The 17099-nt window shown below is 65.3% G+C and carries 15 protein-coding genes; 6 read left to right on the plus strand and 9 right to left on the minus strand.

Translation table 11 applies throughout. The features are described from left to right. The 4 genes from ABH924_RS21355 to ABH924_RS21370 form a co-directional block, all read right to left on the minus strand. Positions 1-2170 (minus strand): fibronectin type III domain-containing protein (locus tag ABH924_RS21355; protein WP_404502035.1); only part of this gene is annotated, 2170 nt, incomplete at its 3' end. Positions 2171-3092: 922 nt separating this feature from the next. Further along, positions 3093-3578 carry a transposase gene (locus ABH924_RS21360; RefSeq protein WP_404502095.1) on the minus strand — a complete coding sequence of 162 codons (486 nt, stop codon included), beginning with the start codon at positions 3576-3578 and terminating at the stop codon, positions 3093-3095. A 32-nt stretch (positions 3579-3610) separates the two neighbouring features. Beyond that, positions 3611-4318 (minus strand): transposase, encoded by a 708-nt coding sequence (locus tag ABH924_RS21365; RefSeq protein WP_404502037.1) that lies wholly within the window; start codon positions 4316-4318, stop codon positions 3611-3613. 544 nt (positions 4319-4862) lie between these two features. Then, a complete protein-coding gene (locus ABH924_RS21370; protein WP_404502039.1) occupies positions 4863-5078 on the minus strand; it encodes a hypothetical protein in 216 nt (71 codons plus the stop codon). Positions 5079-5250: 172 nt separating this feature from the next. Between ABH924_RS21370 and ABH924_RS21375 the strand changes: the two genes are divergently transcribed. Next, on the plus strand, positions 5251-7506 hold the full coding sequence (locus ABH924_RS21375; protein WP_404502041.1) for a beta-glucosidase: 2256 nt from the start codon (positions 5251-5253) through the stop codon (positions 7504-7506). A gap of 27 nt (positions 7507-7533) precedes the next feature. On the opposite strand, the gene ABH924_RS21380 is transcribed toward ABH924_RS21375, so the two are convergent. The 5 genes from ABH924_RS21380 to ABH924_RS21400 all read right to left on the minus strand — a co-directional run bounded on the left by ABH924_RS21380 (position 7534) and on the right by ABH924_RS21400 (position 13649). Beyond that, complete coding sequence (locus ABH924_RS21380; protein ID WP_404502043.1) at positions 7534-8997, minus strand: glycosyltransferase; 1464 nt, start codon at positions 8995-8997, stop codon at positions 7534-7536. A gap of 272 nt (positions 8998-9269) precedes the next feature. Continuing rightward, complete coding sequence (locus ABH924_RS21385; protein WP_404502045.1) at positions 9270-10280, minus strand: aldo/keto reductase family protein; 1011 nt, start codon at positions 10278-10280, stop codon at positions 9270-9272. A 294-nt stretch (positions 10281-10574) separates the two neighbouring features. Continuing rightward, a complete protein-coding gene (locus ABH924_RS21390; protein WP_234754095.1) occupies positions 10575-11045 on the minus strand; it encodes a GbsR/MarR family transcriptional regulator in 471 nt (156 codons plus the stop codon). Continuing rightward, a complete protein-coding gene (locus tag ABH924_RS21395) occupies positions 11042-12664 on the minus strand; it encodes an ABC transporter permease (protein ID WP_404502048.1) in 1623 nt (540 codons plus the stop codon). The genes ABH924_RS21390 and ABH924_RS21395 overlap by 4 nt, the downstream gene beginning before the upstream one ends. Position 12665: 1 nt before the next feature. Next, a complete protein-coding gene (locus ABH924_RS21400; RefSeq protein WP_404502050.1) occupies positions 12666-13649 on the minus strand; it encodes an ABC transporter ATP-binding protein in 984 nt (327 codons plus the stop codon). Positions 13650-13839: 190 nt separating this feature from the next. Between ABH924_RS21400 and ABH924_RS21405 the strand changes: the two genes are divergently transcribed. From ABH924_RS21405 to ABH924_RS21425, 5 genes are read left to right on the plus strand one after another with little or no spacing between them, the layout of a single operon-like run. Next, complete coding sequence (locus ABH924_RS21405) at positions 13840-14124, plus strand: hypothetical protein (protein ID WP_404502052.1); 285 nt, start codon at positions 13840-13842, stop codon at positions 14122-14124. Then, a complete protein-coding gene (locus ABH924_RS21410; RefSeq protein ID WP_404502054.1) occupies positions 14124-15059 on the plus strand; it encodes an FAD:protein FMN transferase in 936 nt (311 codons plus the stop codon). Before ABH924_RS21405 ends, ABH924_RS21410 begins: the two co-directional genes overlap by 1 nt. Further along, a complete protein-coding gene (locus tag ABH924_RS21415) occupies positions 15056-15625 on the plus strand; it encodes a ferric reductase-like transmembrane domain-containing protein (RefSeq protein WP_234754100.1) in 570 nt (189 codons plus the stop codon). Before ABH924_RS21410 ends, ABH924_RS21415 begins: the two co-directional genes overlap by 4 nt. Continuing rightward, positions 15622-16845: an NADH-ubiquinone oxidoreductase-F iron-sulfur binding region domain-containing protein gene (locus ABH924_RS21420; RefSeq protein WP_404502056.1), complete on the plus strand. Its 1224-nt coding sequence runs from the start codon at positions 15622-15624 to the stop codon at positions 16843-16845. The genes ABH924_RS21415 and ABH924_RS21420 overlap by 4 nt, the downstream gene beginning before the upstream one ends. Next, a complete protein-coding gene (locus tag ABH924_RS21425; protein ID WP_234754102.1) occupies positions 16842-17066 on the plus strand; it encodes a ferredoxin in 225 nt (74 codons plus the stop codon). The genes ABH924_RS21420 and ABH924_RS21425 overlap by 4 nt, the downstream gene beginning before the upstream one ends. The last annotated feature ends 33 nt before the right edge of the window (positions 17067-17099 follow it).

The following is a 17099-nucleotide window of genomic DNA, read 5'->3' on the forward strand; positions in this document are numbered from 1 at the left end:
TGACGCCGCCGGTGATCCAGGAGCTGAGCCCGGATTCGAAGCCGCCGTTGGTGATGGTCGAGGTGGTGGTTCCCGTGGGGGTGACCGGCGCCGATGCCGTGGAGGCAACGGAAGTTCCCACAGCGTTGGTGGCGGTGACGGTGAAGGTGTACGCGGTGCCGTTGCTGAGTCCGGTGATGTTCGCGGTCGTCGGGGGCGGGTTCCCGGTGACCGTGACCGGGGCCAGGGTCGTGGCGCCGGCGTGCGGGGTGATGGCGTAGGAGGTGATCGGGGAGCCGCCGTTGGCCGGGGCCGTCCAGGACACGGTGGCGGAGGCGTTCCCCGCGGTCGCGGTGACCCCGGTGGGGGCTGCGGGCGCCGTCGCGGCCGCGGTGGGGGTGACCGGTGCCGAGGCCGTGGAGGCCGGTGAGGTGCCGATGGCGTTGGTGGCGGTGACGGTGAAGGTGTACGCGGTGCCGTTGGTGAGTCCGGTGATGTTCGCCGTCGTGGCGGGCGGGTTCCCGGTGACGGTGACCGGGGCCAGGGTCGTGGTTCCGGCGTGCGGGGTGATGGCGTAGGAGGTGATCGGGGAGCCGCCGTTGGCCGGGGCCGTCCAGGACACGGCGGCGGAGGCGTTCCCGGCGGTCGCGGTGACCCCGGTCGGGGCGGCGGGTGCCGTGGGCGTTGTCTGGCTGTTGGTCAGGGTGACGTCGTCGAGGTACATCCAGGTGTCGTCCGCCGGGCTGGAACCGTCGAGGTGGACGTTGAACCAGAGCACGATGGCCTGCCCGTTGTAGGCGGAGAGGTTCGCGCTGAGCTGGGTCCAGGTGCCGTTGTTGTTGCAGAGCTTGAACAGGCTGGCCAGGACCGTGCCGCTGGTGGTGCGGACTTGTGCTTCCATCCAGTCGTAGCGGCAGGCGGTGCCGGTGCAGGTCTCGTCGGCGGTGTGCGGCTGGTACCAGAAGGACAGGGTGGAGGTCCCGGCGGCGGGCATGGTGATGGTCTGGGACAGGCTGCTGTCCCCGAGGGGTTCGGCCCCGGATACCAGGCCCAGGAGCGCGGAGCCGGTGCCGGTGTGGGCAACGGTGGAGGCCGCGGGGGCCTTGACGCCGCCGGTGGTCCAGGACGTGAGCCCGGATTCGAACCCGCCGTTGGTGACGCCGGGAACGGGCGCCGTGGGCGTGACCGGGGCCGACGCGGCGGACGGCGCAGACGTCCCCACAGCGTTGGTGGCCGTCACGGTGAACGTGTAGGCCGTGCCGTTGCTCAGTCCGGTGACGGTCGCCGTCGTCGAGGGCGGACTTCCGGAGACCGTCACCGGAGCCAAAGCCGTGCCACCGGTGGAAGGCGTCACGGCGTAGGAGGTGATCGGGGAACCGCCGTTGGCCGGAGCCGTCCAGGACACGGACGCCGAGGCGTTGCCCGCCGTCGCGGTCACCCCTGTGGGAGCCGAAGGCGCCGTCGCGGTCGCCGTCACGGTGATCGTGAGAGGTGGGGTGACCGCGTCGGGGCTGGTCCCGTTTGTGGCGGTGAGCGTGAACGTTGCCGGGCCGGCCGTGGTGGGGGTGCCGGACAGGATCCCGGTGCTGGTGTTCAGGCTCAGCCCGGCGGGCAGGGCGCCGGAAGACACTGCAAAGGTCGGGGCCGGGCTGCCGGTGGCAGTGAAGGTGTAGCTGTAGGCCGCACCGGCAGTAGCGGTGGCCGGGGGCGTGTCCGCGGTGAACACCGGGGGTGCCGGTATACCGGCAGCCACAGTCTTCAGGATAATGTCATCGGCGATCATATCGCCGTCCTGAGTCACATGCTCTGCTCCCAGCTGGAGGAAATTCATCGAAGTATTTGAACCGAGATCTATAAACCCGGTCGTGCTGTTCGACCGGTCAAAGAGTTTCGTGCCGTCCTGCCATACCTGGACCTGGCTTTGTGCACCATTGACTACCAGGTGAATTTTCAGGGCAAACTTTTGGCCGACGGCTACGCTACCCACGCCCACGAGGGTGAAGCTGGAGCCGGTAGCCCACCTCACGAACAGGCTGCCCGATCCGTTTTGACGCGATACGTCAAACAGGCGGTTGCTGCCGTTGAAGAAGCGCAAGGTGGGAACGTTACTGTTCGAAGCGTTGCCTTCGCGCGTGATGTCAAACCAGCCGCTGGCCCAAACTTCGCTGGCCGAAGCCGGCAAATTTTTCACCACGTTAGCCTCGGAGCCGCTATTCCCCGTCACATGTATTTGTGCAGCGCAGGCGGGGGAGTTGGAAATTGCCGATTGCACCGTGGCGGTGGCGTCGCCCAACTGGGTGACAGTGGTCCATCTACTGAAATCATTGGTTTCAAAGTTATCGGCCAGAACGACTGTGCCGGGGTCAGCGTTAGTGGGAGCCGGAGCGGTGGGGTTGCAGGGGGACGTACTGGCCTGAACGTTGCCTGCCGAACCAAAGCTTGCATAAATCACTAAGGCGGCCATTACTAGCGAGGCTGCCAGAGCCGGGTGGCGCCCTCTTCGTGCCGAATTTCCCTTATGCCCCGTATTTGCCATGGGAGTGTCCCTTATGAGGTGGTGTCGGTGCAGGCGCTATACCTGAGAACTGTGCGGCACGGACCACTCCCACTGGCCCCGGAGGACAGTGTTCCTCCGGGGGCTGGCACTGGTACGCCTGAGGGCGAGGTGCCGGCTTGCCCGGACCTTGAGGCTGCCGCTGACCAGTCAGAGAGCTAGCCCAAGGACCACCGCCGGCGTTAACGACTTCATTGGTCATCCTCGCCCGCATCATGACCTCCTGTGGATGGACAGAGCCGTTCATAGTCAGTACCTCGTTGGCCGCGCGATCGAAAGCTGTCCTCGTGTCATTTGGGCCCGCCTCATAACGGCCGGCCGAGAAAGCGGCCCGATCCGGAGCTTAAGTGCCGGCCAGCGCCTGGGGCGAGAGTGGGCGGCACCTGTTTTTTGGGTGGGAATACTCGCATATCCTGGGTTCCGGAGCGCTCCCTTCCGGCCGGACTTCGAATCTGGCGCTGTTTGTCAACACTTTTGCCGTCGGACTGGCTCGTACATCCGCCGGACCGGCTCGGATTGGCTATGTTTTCTGGAATTCCCAGTGATGCTCCTATGGTTGTCAATTCGTTTTTTGAGTCGCTTGCTCCTCGAGCCGTTTCCGGTAGCTTGTTGCGAGGTCGTCGTTGCGGATGAGGCCTCGTTCGAGGCGGGAGATAATGGAGGGCCATTGGCTGAGTTCGGCGGCGACCGTGTTAATGGTCAACCCGAGGCTTTTGCGTTTCTGGCGTAGGTCGGTGATGCCTGGTGCCGGTACCGGGTTGAATATCTGTCGGTATATTTCACGGGATACGTAGCGTTTGAGACAACGCATGATCTCTCGCTTGCTTTTTCCTTCGGTGGTGCGTTTACTGACATAGTTTTTCGTGCGTGGACACGAAGACATGCGGGTCAGCACCACTTGATGCAGGGCACGGTTTGCGTTGCGGTCACCACCTCGGCTGAGCCGGTGGCGGGTCGTTTTTCCTGACGATGCCGGGATGGGTGCAACCCCGACGAGTGCCGCGAACTGGGCTTCGTTTCCGATCCGTCCCCGGTTGTCTCCCACGGTGACGAGGAGCTGGCTGGCAACGTCTGGTCCTACGCCTGGGAGGTCGCAGAGCAAGGGCGCATAGGAATCGAGAATTTCTTGCAGGGCAGCATCGGCGGCGGTGATTTCCTCGGCCAAAGCCTGGTAACGGGTGGCCAGGGTTTCAAGGTCAGGGCCGTCATGTATTCCGGGTCGGCCACATGGCCTGACGGCCTGCTCCGCTGGAGGGCGGTGATCATGGCGGGAGTGGCCATTCCCCTGTATTTCGCCCGGAGAGCGTCCGGTGCCGACACGAGGAGACCCTTGATCTGATTGATTGCTGCCGTGCGGGCTTTCATTGCCGAAGAGCGCGCGGTACGTAGGATCCGCAGGCATTCGACGGGTCCGTCTTTGGCTTTCGGGGTCGATAGGCCTCGTTGAGCCAGTACTGACTGGGCTGCCTGGTAGGCATCCAGGGGATCGGATTTGCCTTTCAGGCGACGCTGAGCCCGGTTCGGCCGGTTGATCTCCAGGACAGTGAGCCCTTCGCTGCGGAGCACCTTGGACAGCCCGGCACCGTATGAGCCGGTTCCTTCGACCCCCACCGCGGCAGCCGTTCCATGAGTGGCAATGAAGTCCAGGATTTTGCGGTATCCGGAGCCCACGGCGAGGAACTCCTGATCGGCCAGAGGTTTGCCGTACTCGCTGATGATGGCGACGTGGTGAGTATCGGCATGCGTGTCGACGCCGACGAAGACATTTAGCGGTTCTTTTGCCAAAATGGAAACTGCCCCTCAGGTACCAGTGATTAGTTGACGGGCACGTGGGCCAGGTGGGCAGACAAAACGGTAATGGGACTGGTCGAATCAGGCTCCTATGAAGTCATGTCCGCCTGGCTCAACGCGCTTATAGCGGAACTTGAACCGGCGGACAGATCACAGGGAAGACAGCACCCGCAGGCACGTCAGTTTTCAAGTGAGTCACACCGGTTCAAGACCAATTCCAGTATTACCGTTTTCAAGGCTCGGAATGCGTTTCGAGTCCCACCTCGGGCACAGTGTTTCCGCAGGTCAGCGGCTTATTGGCCCTCTGACTGTGCACAAATCAGTTTTTTGTAGGCCCATTAGGGCCATGGTTGTTGGTGGCCGTTCGTGTGGCCGGATGCCTCTTTCCTTTTGTTGGGCGGGAGTTCTGATCTCTTGCTACTTCATATCAGAGCCGGGCCAGGGCTACATGACTTTCAACGGCTTGCATCATTTGGCACCAGTTTTTGCATCGATCGCCGCCGGGCGGGGTCGGCTTGAGCCGGACCACGCCTGCTTTCTAGTACCCGGTGGTGAAGCGTGCCTGTTCGTGCGGGGGCTTCTCCAACTCGTCGACCAGGGCCGTGGCGTAGTCTTCGAAGGAGACTTGGCTCTTGCCCTGCTCGTCGAGGATGAGGTCATCGCCGCCAAGGCGGAATTTGCCGGTGCGCACACCGGGCTCGGTCAACATGGGTGGGCTGAGATACAGGCTCGAGATTTCCTTTGCCCGCGTCACGACAGTATTCGGCGCGAGCTAACTTCAGCCGAACCTAAACAGGCACAAATGCCGTGAAACTTGATCTTCAAGGTACGGCGCCCGGGGCGGACGCACCGACGACTCCACGACCGGCACAGGCACGTACCGGCCTCGACCACTAACGCGCACTCACAGGGTGCAGACTTTAGGCATGAAGATTACTGCGGGACGCCGGGCAGCGCGAACGCAAGGGCTGGTTTTGACGGACACGATGTCGGCGGAGAGCAGCGCCTACGGCGAGGCGGTCAGGGCAGTCCGGGCGGGCGAGCTCGACGCGGATGAGGCCGCGGAGCTACTGATCGATCTGATGACGGATGGGGAGATCCTCGGCCTGCTCGACGGCGACTCTCCCAGACTGCTGCTCCCGCTTATCCCGATACTGCTCGATAGGGTGCCGTTCGTGGCCGGGGCGGTCTCGCGGCTCGGCATACCGGGCATCCGCTTCAGCGACGGTGGCCGCGGCGTCGTGATCGGCGCCTCCACCGCCTTCCCTGTGACAATTGCGCGGGCCGCGACCTGGGATCCGTCGCTGGAGGAACGGGTCGGGCTTGCGATCGGTCTAGAGACCAGGGCTCGGGGAGCAAATTACTCCGCCTCCATCTGCATAAACCTGCTTCGCCACCCCGCGTGGGGCCGGGCTCAGGAGTGCTACGGGGAGGATCCGGTGCTCATCGCCCGGATGGGAACTGCCATCACCCGAGGCGTGCGCGTGAACGCGATGGCGTGCGTAAAGCACTTCGCGCTCAACTCGATGGAGAACGAGCGCTTCGAGGTCGACGTGTCGGTCGACGAACACGCTCTGCACGAGGTGTACTTGCCCCACTTCAAGGCGGTCGTGGAAGCCGGCGTGGACTCCGTAATGAGTTCCTACAACCGGGTGCGAGGCGAATACATGGACGTCAATCGCGCCCTGCTCACGGATGTGTTGAGACAGGAGTGGGGCTTCTCCGGGTTCGTGACGAGCGACTGGGTGTTCGGCACCCATGACGCGGTCGTCAGCCTGCAGGCAGGAATGGACGTTGAGATGCCGCTGCGACTGCTGCGCGCCCGCGAGCTGCCGGCCGCGCTGCGTAACGGTGACCTGGCCTGGGCGACAGTGCTGCAGTCCGCGCGCCGCATCCTGCGCACTTGCGTGCAGCATGCCGCGGCTCGGGAGATGGTGGCCCCTACCCGCGCCGTCATCGCCTCCCCGGCCCACCGGGCTCTTGCCCACCGGGTCGCAGCGGAGTCGATCGTACTGCTGAAGAACGAAACCGTTGGCGCGGCGCCGCTACTGCCGTTGGCTCCCACCACCGGACATCTCGCGGTGATCGGACGACTCGCGGCACGGGCGAACCTCGGCGATCATGGCTCGTCACGCGTTCGGCCTCCCTCTACGGTCTCGCCGCTGCAGGGGCTCCGTGAGGCGCTTCCCGGGGTGCGGATCACGACCAGCTCCGGTCGGAACGAGCGCGCCGCGGCCGCATTGGCAGCCGCGGCGGAGACGGCGATCGTCGTCGTCGGCCTGGACCAGCACGACGAAGGCGAGTCCGTCGTTACCGGTGGCGTGGACGTGGGCGTCCTCGGTCGGACCTTTGCCTCAGGCCCCCTCCGCCGGGTGCTCATCGGCCTCGCGCACCTGGCGTCGCGCTTCGTCCGGGGTGGCGACCGCAGCTCCCTCGACCTGCGCCCCGGCGATGAGCGCCTCATCCAGGCGGTCGTGGCCGCAAACCCCCGGACCGTCGTCGTGCTGATCAGCGGCAGTGCGATCCTCACGGAGACGTGGCGAGGCCGCGTGCCGGCGCTCCTCCTGGCCTGGTATGGCGGTATGGAAGGCGGCCGCGCCCTCGCGAGCGTGCTGACCGGCAGTGAGGAACCCGGCGGGCGGCTGCCGTTTGTGCTGCCAACGGACGCCGCGCATCTGCCACCGTTCGACCCCGCGGCGAAGTCCGTCGTCTATGACGACAAATGGGGTCAACGTCGGCTCGACGGCGAGGGACAAGCGCCCGCTTTCCCGTTCGGATTCGGCCTGGGCTACACGACGATCGAGCATCGGCTTCTAGACCACAGGTTCGACGCCACAGGCGGCTATGCGGATGTGCTTGTAACCAATACGGGCGACCGTGAGGGCTCGACCGTCGTTCAGGTCTACGCTGCGGATGTGTCCATCCGCAGACCGGTCGCTCAGCTCCTGGGCTTCCAAAAGGTGCCGCTGCAGCCCGGCGCGGAGAGGACGGTGCGGGTTGCCCTGGATGCGGGGCCGACCCTGCAGCGCGATCCGTCCACGCGGCGCTGGTCGCCCCGGACGGGGGACTGGGGCCTGCTCGCAGGCCAACACAGCCCGGCCGGCTGGGCGGACGCGGGACGGTTGTGGCGACCCGAGGGACTGATTGACGAGGAAGATGTCTCGGACCGCCAGCCGATCTGAGGTCAACATGGGGGCGTGTCCCGTCGGTCACCCGGGAGGGAAGCGAAAGGGTGCCGATGGCCCTACGACGCGGACGGGCAGCGAGTTGTCGCCCCGCAGCAGGGCGCGAAGCAACCGACGTTCCTCCCAGCCGAGCAAAAGGGGCGCTTGGCCGCGCCGCAGCACCAGGCCACTGTTCGGAGTCGCGTACCGTTTCTGCAGGTCGGAAAGCTCCTCGGCTTGCAGCAGCGCTACGGTGCTACCCGCGGCCCGGTCGACCAGGCGGACCAGCGACGAGGGTCCTGTGAGATCGGTCGCAACGAAACGCTGCTCGCTCGCGGCAAGAACTGTCCTTTGCGCCGCGCGGGTTACGACCAGCGGACGTGACGGCCCGCCCAGCAGGCCGCTCAGGACGTCCGCCGCGGCGTCGGTGCGGCCGGTTCTCCGCGCGGCCGCCTGCATCCGCTGCAGCCGGCCGGGCTCGCGCAGCACCTCATCGATCTTCCAGCCGATCGTTGCGGGGGTGTTGCAGCGGACGGCCGCCCCCTGCTCCATCAGGTAATCGCCGTTGCGAACCTCCTGCCCCGGGATGGGGTTTACAAGTACCATGGGCAGCCCCGCAGCCATGCACTCCGACGCTGAAAGCCCGCCCGGCTTGCCGACAAACAGGTCCGCGCGGCCCAGCAGCTGCGGCATCTCCGTCGTGAAGCCGAGCACGCGGTAGCGGTCGCCGGCGGTCGCCGCCAGCTTCTCGATGCGTTGCCGGAGCGCGTCGTTTTTCCCGCACACCACCGTGGCCGTGAATGCCGAGCGCATGTGCATGGTCTGCCTCACCACGGAGAACGCATAGTCACCGCCGGTCGCACCCGCCGAGATCAGCAGCATCGGTGGCTTATTGCAATCGCGCACGGGCGCAGGATCGAGCGGTTTGGTGATCGGGATGCCCGTGGCCGCGACTCGGTCGGGAGGAAGGCCGAGCGCCATCAGCTCCACCCTCCCTTCCTCCCTGGCCACAAAGATCATGTGGAACGCGCCCGAGAGCCACAGGCCTTGAAAGTCATAGTCCGTCGTCACGACAGCGGTCTTCGCGTCAACCACGCCGCGGAGGAGCAGTGACGCCAGCAGCTGGGCGGGCAGGAAGTGCGTGCACACGATCGCCGTCGGTCGGAACCTCTTGATCGCACTGATGACCGGACCGGCGTTCACCCGTGTCCACGGGTCGATTGGGCCGCGGCGCCGGAAGGGCGGGTTGCTGATGTCGTAACCCCACTCGACCAGCCAGGGTAAACCCTGGACCAGGACGAAGTATCCCTTCCCCAGCAGTGCGCGGTAGAGCACGCTACTTACCTGTAGCACGTCGAGCACCTGCACCTCGGCGATATCAGTGCGCGCGGCACACGCCTGGTGCACCGCCGCCGCCGCGCTGTTGTGCCCTGATCCTACCCCTGCGGACAGGATCAGTACGCGCTCTCCGCTGGCGGTGTCTGAGCCTCGTGCCGATGTTCTGCGCATGGAGTGAGGCTAGCAGGCCGCATCACCGCAAGGACGAGGCCTGGCCGTGCCATCCGCTACTTGTGGGCGGTCCTTCCCGGGTCGCTGAAGCCTGAGCAGGGGCGCAATCTGGTGATTCCCGAGTAGAAGATCCAGGAAGTCGTTGAGCTGACGCAGAAATCAAGGCCCGAGGCGCAGACCCATTGGTCGGTTTGGACGCGGATGTGTAACGAGGGTGGCCGGACGTCCCCTGCCGAAAGGTGGGCGTCCGGCCGTCCTCTGCAGTTTGGTGCTTATGCTTCCCGGGTGGCGGGTGAGGAATCTTTGGTCCGGGCGGGGTCGCGTTCGGCGAGGGAGCCGATTGCGGTGTCGATTTTGTCCATGATCTCCTGATCCAGTTTCACTCCGGATGCGGCCACGTTGGCCGCGACCTGCTCGGGCCGGGACGCGCCGATGATGGCCGAGGCCACGTTCTGGTTCTGCAGGACCCAGGCGATGCTGAGCTGGGCCATGGTCAGTCCGGCTTCTTCCGCGATCGGTTTGAGCTTCTGGACGCCGGTCAGGACCTCGTTGGACATCCAACGCTTGATCATCTGCGCTCCGCCCTTGGTGTCTGTGGCGCGGCTGCCCTCGGGAGCAGGTTTCCCGGGCTGGTATTTGCCGCTCAGGACGCCCTGGGCCATGGGGGACCACACGATCTGGGAGAGTCCGAGTTCTTCCGAGGCCGGCACCACTTCGGACTCGATGACCCTCCAGAGCATCGAGTACTGCGGCTGGTTGGATATCAGCTGGAATCCCAGATCTTTGGCCAGTGTGTGGCCGTCACGGATCTGCTCCGCTGTCCATTCGCTCACGCCGATGTACAGGGCTTTGCCTTGCCGCACGATGTCCGCGAATGCCTGCATGGTTTCTTCCAGCGGGGTCTCGAAATCGTAGCGGTGGGCCTGGTAGAGGTCCACGTAGTCGGTCTGCAGGCGCCTGAGGGAGCCGTTGATGGATTCCGTGATGTGCTTGCGGGAGAGCCCGAGATCATTGTGGCCCTTGGGCCCGGTGGGACCGAATACCTTCGTGAAGATCTCCAGCGATTCCCGGCGTTCGCCGTTCAGGGCGTTGCCGAGGACGGTCTCGGCCGCGGTGTTGGCATAGACATCGGCCGTGTCGAAGGTGCTGATTCCGGCGTCGAGCGCTGCTCGGACGCATGCAGTGGCGGTGTCGTTCTCGACCTGGGAGCCGTGGGTCAGCCAGTTGCCGAACGTGATTTCCGAGATCTTGAACCCGGAGTTGCCAAGGTACCTGAATTCCATTTTTTACTGACTCGCTTTCTCTTGTCCGTGAAGTTGGCCGGCCGTGTGGCGGCACCCCGGGCCCTGACCACGTCGTTCCATGAGCGGACCCTATGCCGGTAGCCGTTTCGAGACTACGGGTCCGACAGCATCTTTCGACCCGGCGTGGCTGGCCCTTCGGGTCCTAGGATCAGCTGGCCTCCTTCCGGCCAATCCCAGGGGTCAGCGCTTCGACCGACTGGTGTAGGCATATCCGCCGAACCCGCCGCAGCCGTATCCGCCTCAGGCTTGAGGCTCAGGCAATGTCAGAGGAGGCTAGGCTTCGGCTCGCGTGTGTTCCCACTCATCGAGGAGTCCCGGCAGCCGAGTCATGAGGAACCGGTAGAAGGCACCCATCTCGTTCACCCTGGCCCTCGCCGCTGACCCCTCCTGGAGGCTTGAAGCAGTGGAGTCGGCGAGGTCTGCGAGGCGCTTGTACACGGGGTTCTGCCGGAGGGAAGCGACGTACCACGCGTTGTCGGGGAGGGCATAGCGGTCGCGGCGGCTGCCGGGTTGCGAGACCCGATGCACGAAGCCGACGGTCTGCAGGTACCGCACGGCGCCGGAGACGGCGGCGGCGCTCGCGCCCAGTATCTCGGAGAGCTCGGCCGCGGTCAGCGAGCCGTCGTCGGAGACCACAAGGGCCATGAGGGCACGGGCGGGCATCTTGGGGAAGCCGGCGGCCGTAAGGACGGCCGCGGATGTCTCGGCGGCGCCGGGCATGCGTTTGCTACCCGGATCTGTCACGCCGTGCCTACCTCCCGGCGGCGCACAGCCACGAGCGAGAATGCCGTGAGGACTCCGGCAATGCCCAGCATCCAGAAGCCGCCGCTCCAGTCGGTCCCGATACTGGTGGTGACGGGGCTGTGGGTAAAGGGTGAGAGGTCCCGGAGTTTCTGGTCAAGACCAAGCATGCCGCCGTAGATCCCGAGGACGACGCCGACGCCCAGAAGCGCCCACGCGGCAGGGATCGTGGCACGGGGCCAGACGACGAAAACGACGGCGGGAAGTGCAAGATAGATGAGTGCTGCTGGGAGCTGGTCGACGGCAGTCTGCCACACATCGCCGACGGCGCTTGAGGTGTCTCCGGACGCGACAAGGGAGAGCCACGCTCCGAGGGCCGTGAACGCCATGACGAACACGACCGAGACGGCGCCGAGGCCGAGGAAGCCCCCGAGCCAGCGCATTCGGCTCACCGACTCGGCCACGACGGGCTCGGCGGTTCCGGCTACCTCCTCCTGGCGCAGGCGGAGGACGGCCTGGAGGCCGCACACGGCGGCAAGTATTCCGGCTACCTCGAACAGTGCCGCGACGAGGAGCTGGGTCATTGATGTGCCCTGTGCCTCGATCATGCCGCGAAGCACGGCCGTGATTTGGGGGTTGGAGGTGATCGAGGACTGGATCGCGGACCCGAGCGAGCCCGTGAGAAGGCCCGTCGCGAGGCCGCCTACGCACCAGCCGATGATCGCGCCCTGCTGCAGGCGCAGCGCGAGCGAGAAGCTCCCGCGCAGCCATGGTCTAGCGTCGGCGCGTCCGGATCGCCCGGCGAGCACGCTCGCGCCGACGTCCCGGCGCGCCATGATTGCTACGACGGCGACGGTGCACGCCGCCCCGAGCGCGAGGGGAAGGAGCAGCGGCCACCATCGGTTGCCCGTGTAGGCAAAAGATTGCTGGGCCCAGCCGATGGGGGAGATCCAGCTCGGCCATGCGGCAGTCATGGTCGTGCCGTCGGGACCGACCTGTCCGGTCGCGTCCCCAAAGCCGCGCAGCAGGTACGCGACCATCACGAGCGCCGACGAAATGCCGTTGGCTCCACGCGAGGTGCTGAAGAACTCGGAGGCCAACAGGCCCATGCCGAGGAACGCGAAGCCCACGGCACCCGTCGCGAATCCGGCCACGAGCGAGCCGGCCGGGTCAAGGCCTCCGGCCATGAAGCCGAGCACCGTTGCGATGGCAACGACCACGTTGGCCACGGCGCCGTGAAGGACAGTCGCGCCGAGCGGGGCCCATCGCCCGGCGGCCGTCGCGGAGATGATCTCGGCCCGTCCCGACTCCTCTTCCGCCCGGGTGTGCCGGACGGCCATGAACGTATTCATGAGTCCGGCAAGGACCGCCAGGAAAGCGAAGATTTCGAAGAACGTGAACGAATCGAGCCCCGGACCGCGTGGGAGGCCGCGCAGCACGAGGATCGCGGGCGCCGCGGTCGCGAGTTGAAGCACCTGCGCGCGCGTCGCGTCGTCGCCGAAGGTCTTCGCTATGGCCGCGACCGCGAACAACGCGAGCATTCCGATCGAGAGGACCCAGACAATCAGCTGCCAGCGGTCCCGGCGCAACCGCTGCCGGTAAAGGATCCACAGCGCGCCCATCTCAGGCACCCGCCGCGGCGGCGCGATGGCGCCGTTGGTGCGTGCCGCCCTTGCCCTCTTCCTGCTGGACAGGCGGGGCGACTGTGTCGCCGTAGTGGCGCAGAAAGAGCTCTTCGAGCGACGGCGGAGCGACGATCAGACCTTTGACCCCGAGTGTGCCGAGAAGGGGAAGGACCTCGTGGACGCGATCGGAATCGGCACCGAACTTGACGCGCCCGTCGGCCACGGTGAGGTCGTGAACCTGCGACAGCGTATCCAGCGCGTGGGTGTCCACACTGTCCTGGGCGAACGAGATCTCCGTGCGGGTGAGGTGGCGCAGAGCGTCGAGCGTGCCGCCGTCAACGATCCGGCCAGTGCGGATAATGCTCACGCGGTCGGCGAGCTGCTCGACCTCCGAGAGAATATGGCTCGAGAGCAGGACTGTTGCGCCGTTCTCGTTCACGATCCGCCGGATCTCCCGAGTGAAGACGGCCTCCATGAGCGGGTCAAGCCCGCTCGTGGGCTCATCCAGGAGATACAGATCGGCGTCGATGACGAGGGCGGCAATGAGCGCGACCTTCTGCCGGTTCCCCTTCGAGTAGGCACGGCCCTTCTTGCCCGGGTCGAAGTCGAAGAGTTCGCACAGGTGGTGCTTGCGTTCCTTGTAGGCGGCGTGGTCCACGGCACCCCCGCGGAGGCGGGAGAGGAGGTCGATAGCCTCGCCGCCCGAGAGGTTGGGCCAGAGGCTCACGTCTCCCGGTATGCTCGCGACGCGCCGGTGGAGTTCGACCGCGTCCGCCCACGGATGCATGCCCAGGACGCTCGTGCTGCCCGACGAGGCGCGGGCCAGGCCGAGCAGGATGCGTAGCGTGGTGGTCTTCCCGGCTCCATTAGGCCCGAGGAAGCCGTGGATCTCGCCCTCGTGGACCTCCAGGTCCAGGCCGTCGAGGGCCTTGACGCGCCCGAAGTTCTTGTGCAGGTCGATGGTTTGGATGACGGTGTCCATGGCCCTAAACGTACGCAGTATTCACAAACTTTTGAATGACCGAAAGGCTCTTGCGTTCCAGCGCGGTTCGTGCGTAGGCGTTCCGTATTTCTACACAGCTTCTATACAGGAAACGCTTAGCCGGGGCCAACTCTGGCAGTCCTAAAATTAACCCAGAGACGTCGGTCAAGCACCAGCCAAGGAGGCTGCGATGAACTCCAGGGAAAGTGGCCACAGGATCGCCCGTCAAGTGACATCGTGGGTGGGGGCCGCGAGCGTGGCGGGCGCCGTGGTCGTGGGTGCGGCCGTCTCGGCTCCGGCCGCGGCGGGCAATACCTCTTCCGGCAACACGTCTTCCGGCGACGCGTCTTCCGGCAATACGGGGCAGTCGACCACTCCGAACTATGGCTCACGCCACCACTACTCATCCACCTCGCCGGTACAGCCCCTCGGGCCCGGATCGACGGCCCCGCAGGGCCGAACGTCAGGATCCTGATGGTAACGGCGGCGCGGCGCTGGGAGCTATGGAGCACCGAGGCATGTGTCATCGTCACCGAACCATCGATGCTCGACCAGGCCGTCGACCTCAGCAAAGCCGTATGCCACGATGTTGAGATGGCGTGCAGCCGTTTCCGCGACGATTCGGAGCTCATGATCCTGAGGGGCCAGCTAGCCGACGGCCGCGAAATCAGCGACGTACTCGCGGCCATCGTCCGCAGCGCATTGGCTGCTGCGGAAATGACCGACGGGGATGTGGACCCGGCGCTGGGAGGCGTGCTGCTTGGCCTCGGGTATGACCGTGATTTCGCTCTTCTCGACGAACCTCAGAGCCCGGGGCCGGAGGCACAAGGATCAATTAGGGTGACAACAGTGGCCCCGTCCTGGACCCGGATAGGACTTGCCGGGAACAGGCTTAAAGTGCCCGAGGGCCTCCTGCTCGACTTTGGCGCAATCGGCAAAGCGTTGGCGGCCGACTGGGCAGCGCACCGGATTTCGTCAACGCTTGGCTGCGGTTCGATGGTGGGTCTTGGGGGCGACATTGCCACTGCGGGGGAGGCGCCCCCGGAGGGGTGGGTGGTGCTGGTCCAGGATCTACCGGACGATCCCTCCGGGTGCGTCCGCCTGAACTCCGGCTATGCGGTGGCCACATCGAGCACGCAAAAGCGCCGATGGAGCCATTCCGGCCGACAAGTCCACCACATCATCGACCCGCACACCGGATTGCCGGCGGAAGCCTTCTGGAGGACGGTGACGGTGGCGGCGAAAAGCTGCGCGGAAGCCAATACAATCTCCACCGCATGCGTGGTGCGGGGCCGCCGCGCGCCGTCGTGGTTGCGGGACTTAGGCGTGCCTGCCCGCTTGGTTGACAGTGCAGGCAGGGTATCCACTTGCGGTGGCTGGCCTCCGGACGAGATGGCGGGTCAATCATGAACACCGTATTCGATCAGGCTCTTTGGGCGGTGGGCCGAGGCTCCGGCGTGGTGGCCCTCGTGCTCCTGACACTTTCCGTCCTGCTGGGAATTGGCGTCCGCTCTGGGCGGGCTGTCGTGGGGATCCCGAGATTTGCAGTCACGTTGGTACACCGCAATGTCTCACTCTTCTCGGTGCTGTTTGTTGTGGTCCACGTTGTGTCCTTGCTCTTTGATCCATTTGCCCAACTGAGGCTGGTCGATTTCTTCGTTCCCTTCCTGGGGGCATACAAGCCATTCTGGCTCGGACTTGGGACGATAGCCTTCGATCTCCTTGTCGTCGTGACCATCACCGCTTTGCTGCGCAACAGGATCGGTCCCAAGGTGTTCAAAACCGTTCACTGGCTGGTCTATGCGATGTGGCCTGTGTCGGTGCTTCATGCCATAGGAAATGGCACGAACGGTCGTGAGCTCTGGTTCCTCGTCCTTGCGGTGTTTTGCGTGATGGCAGTTGGAGGAGCCATCGCGTGGAGGCTGCACGAGGACTTTGTCGAATACCGGAACGTGCGCCGCCAGGAAACCCGATGACATCTGATCAGAGCACCGTCAGCCTCCGGGACCATGTTGCCGGTCCAGCCGGTACAACGCGATTGTTCGCCGCCGGTTCAGCTGATTTCGGCAGCCACCAGGCAGCCTTTGGTCCGCTCCCGGCGATGGACCGGGCGCGGTTGATTGACGAACTGTTGCAGTCCGGGCTCGATGGTCGCGGCGGGGCTGGATTTGCGGCCTGGCAAAAGTTGGCGTCGGTCCCCGCAGATGGACGGCGGCCGGTCGTCGTCGCCAACGGTGCAGAAGGTGAACCGCTGAGCCAGAAGGACGCAGCCCTGCTGCACAACGCCCCCCATTTGGTGATCGACGGCATCGTGATCGCCGGCCGGAGCCTTGGCGCCAAGGAACTGCACTTGTATGCCGGCGCGGAGCAGCTAGCTCCCGTCGCCCGCGCCTTGAAAGAGCGCGGGGAGGCGCGCATACGCCTGCACGAAGCGCCCGATACGTTTATCTCGGGAGAAGCAACGGCAGTGGTCAGCGCTATTTCCGGCGGCATGGCTGTTCCGGGGGACCGAACAAAGCGGTTGACCAACAGCGGCCTGAATGGGCGGCCGACACTGGTGCACAACGTGGAGACACTCGCTCACCTCGCACTGATCTCGCGCTTCGGTTCTGCCTGGTTCCGCGGCGTCGGAACCGGTTCCGCGCCAGGGTCCAGGCTCATCACCCTGTCCGGGAACACGGCCGGACCAAGGGTCTACGAAATCCCGACCGGTGTGCGCCTGACGGAGATCCTCGTGAGTACCGGCGTCGATCTGCCTTCGGTCCGGGCAGCCCTGGTGGGTGGATACCACGGCACGTGGCTCGCCGTGGACCAGCTGGATGCACGGTTCTCAAAGGAAGGGTTGGCCCCGGTGGGTGCCCGGACCGGTGCCGGAATCATTATGACGCTGGTGTCCGGGGCCTGCGGCCTCTCAGCTACTGCGGACATTCTGGCCTACCTGGCGGGCCAGTCAGCACGCCAGTGTGGTCCCTGCATCAATGGCCTACCCGCCATCGCGAGCGTGTTCGCGCGTCTGGCTTACGGAGACACCAACGGGAAACTTCCACAGGAGATTAGCCGGCTCGCTGCGCTGGTAACCGGCCGGGGTAGCTGTGCCCATCCGGACGGGACCGCCCGGCTTGCACTCAGCGCCCTGACGGCTTTTGCCTCCGACGTCGGAGCACACCTGCAAGGGCGATGCGAGGCGCTCCGATGACAGACCGAAAGCTGCCCCGCACCACAATGCACATCGATTGGACCCGTTGCGACGGCCGGGGCCTTTGCATCGAATTACTTCCGGAGCTGCTCACGCGCGACGATTGGGGATACCCGGTGGGCCGTGGCGGGTCCGAAATTGCAATCCCTCAAAAGCTCGAATACGCGGCCCAGGACGCAGTGGCGCTCTGCCCTACGCAAGCGCTCACACTGCACCAATGACACTGTTGGCCTCAGTCCGGGCGCCTGCAGGCG

Origin of the sequence: Arthrobacter sp. GAS37 (assembly GCF_044908325.1) — a bacterium.
GTDB classification, from domain to species: Bacteria; Actinomycetota; Actinomycetes; order Actinomycetales; family Micrococcaceae; genus Arthrobacter; species Arthrobacter ramosus.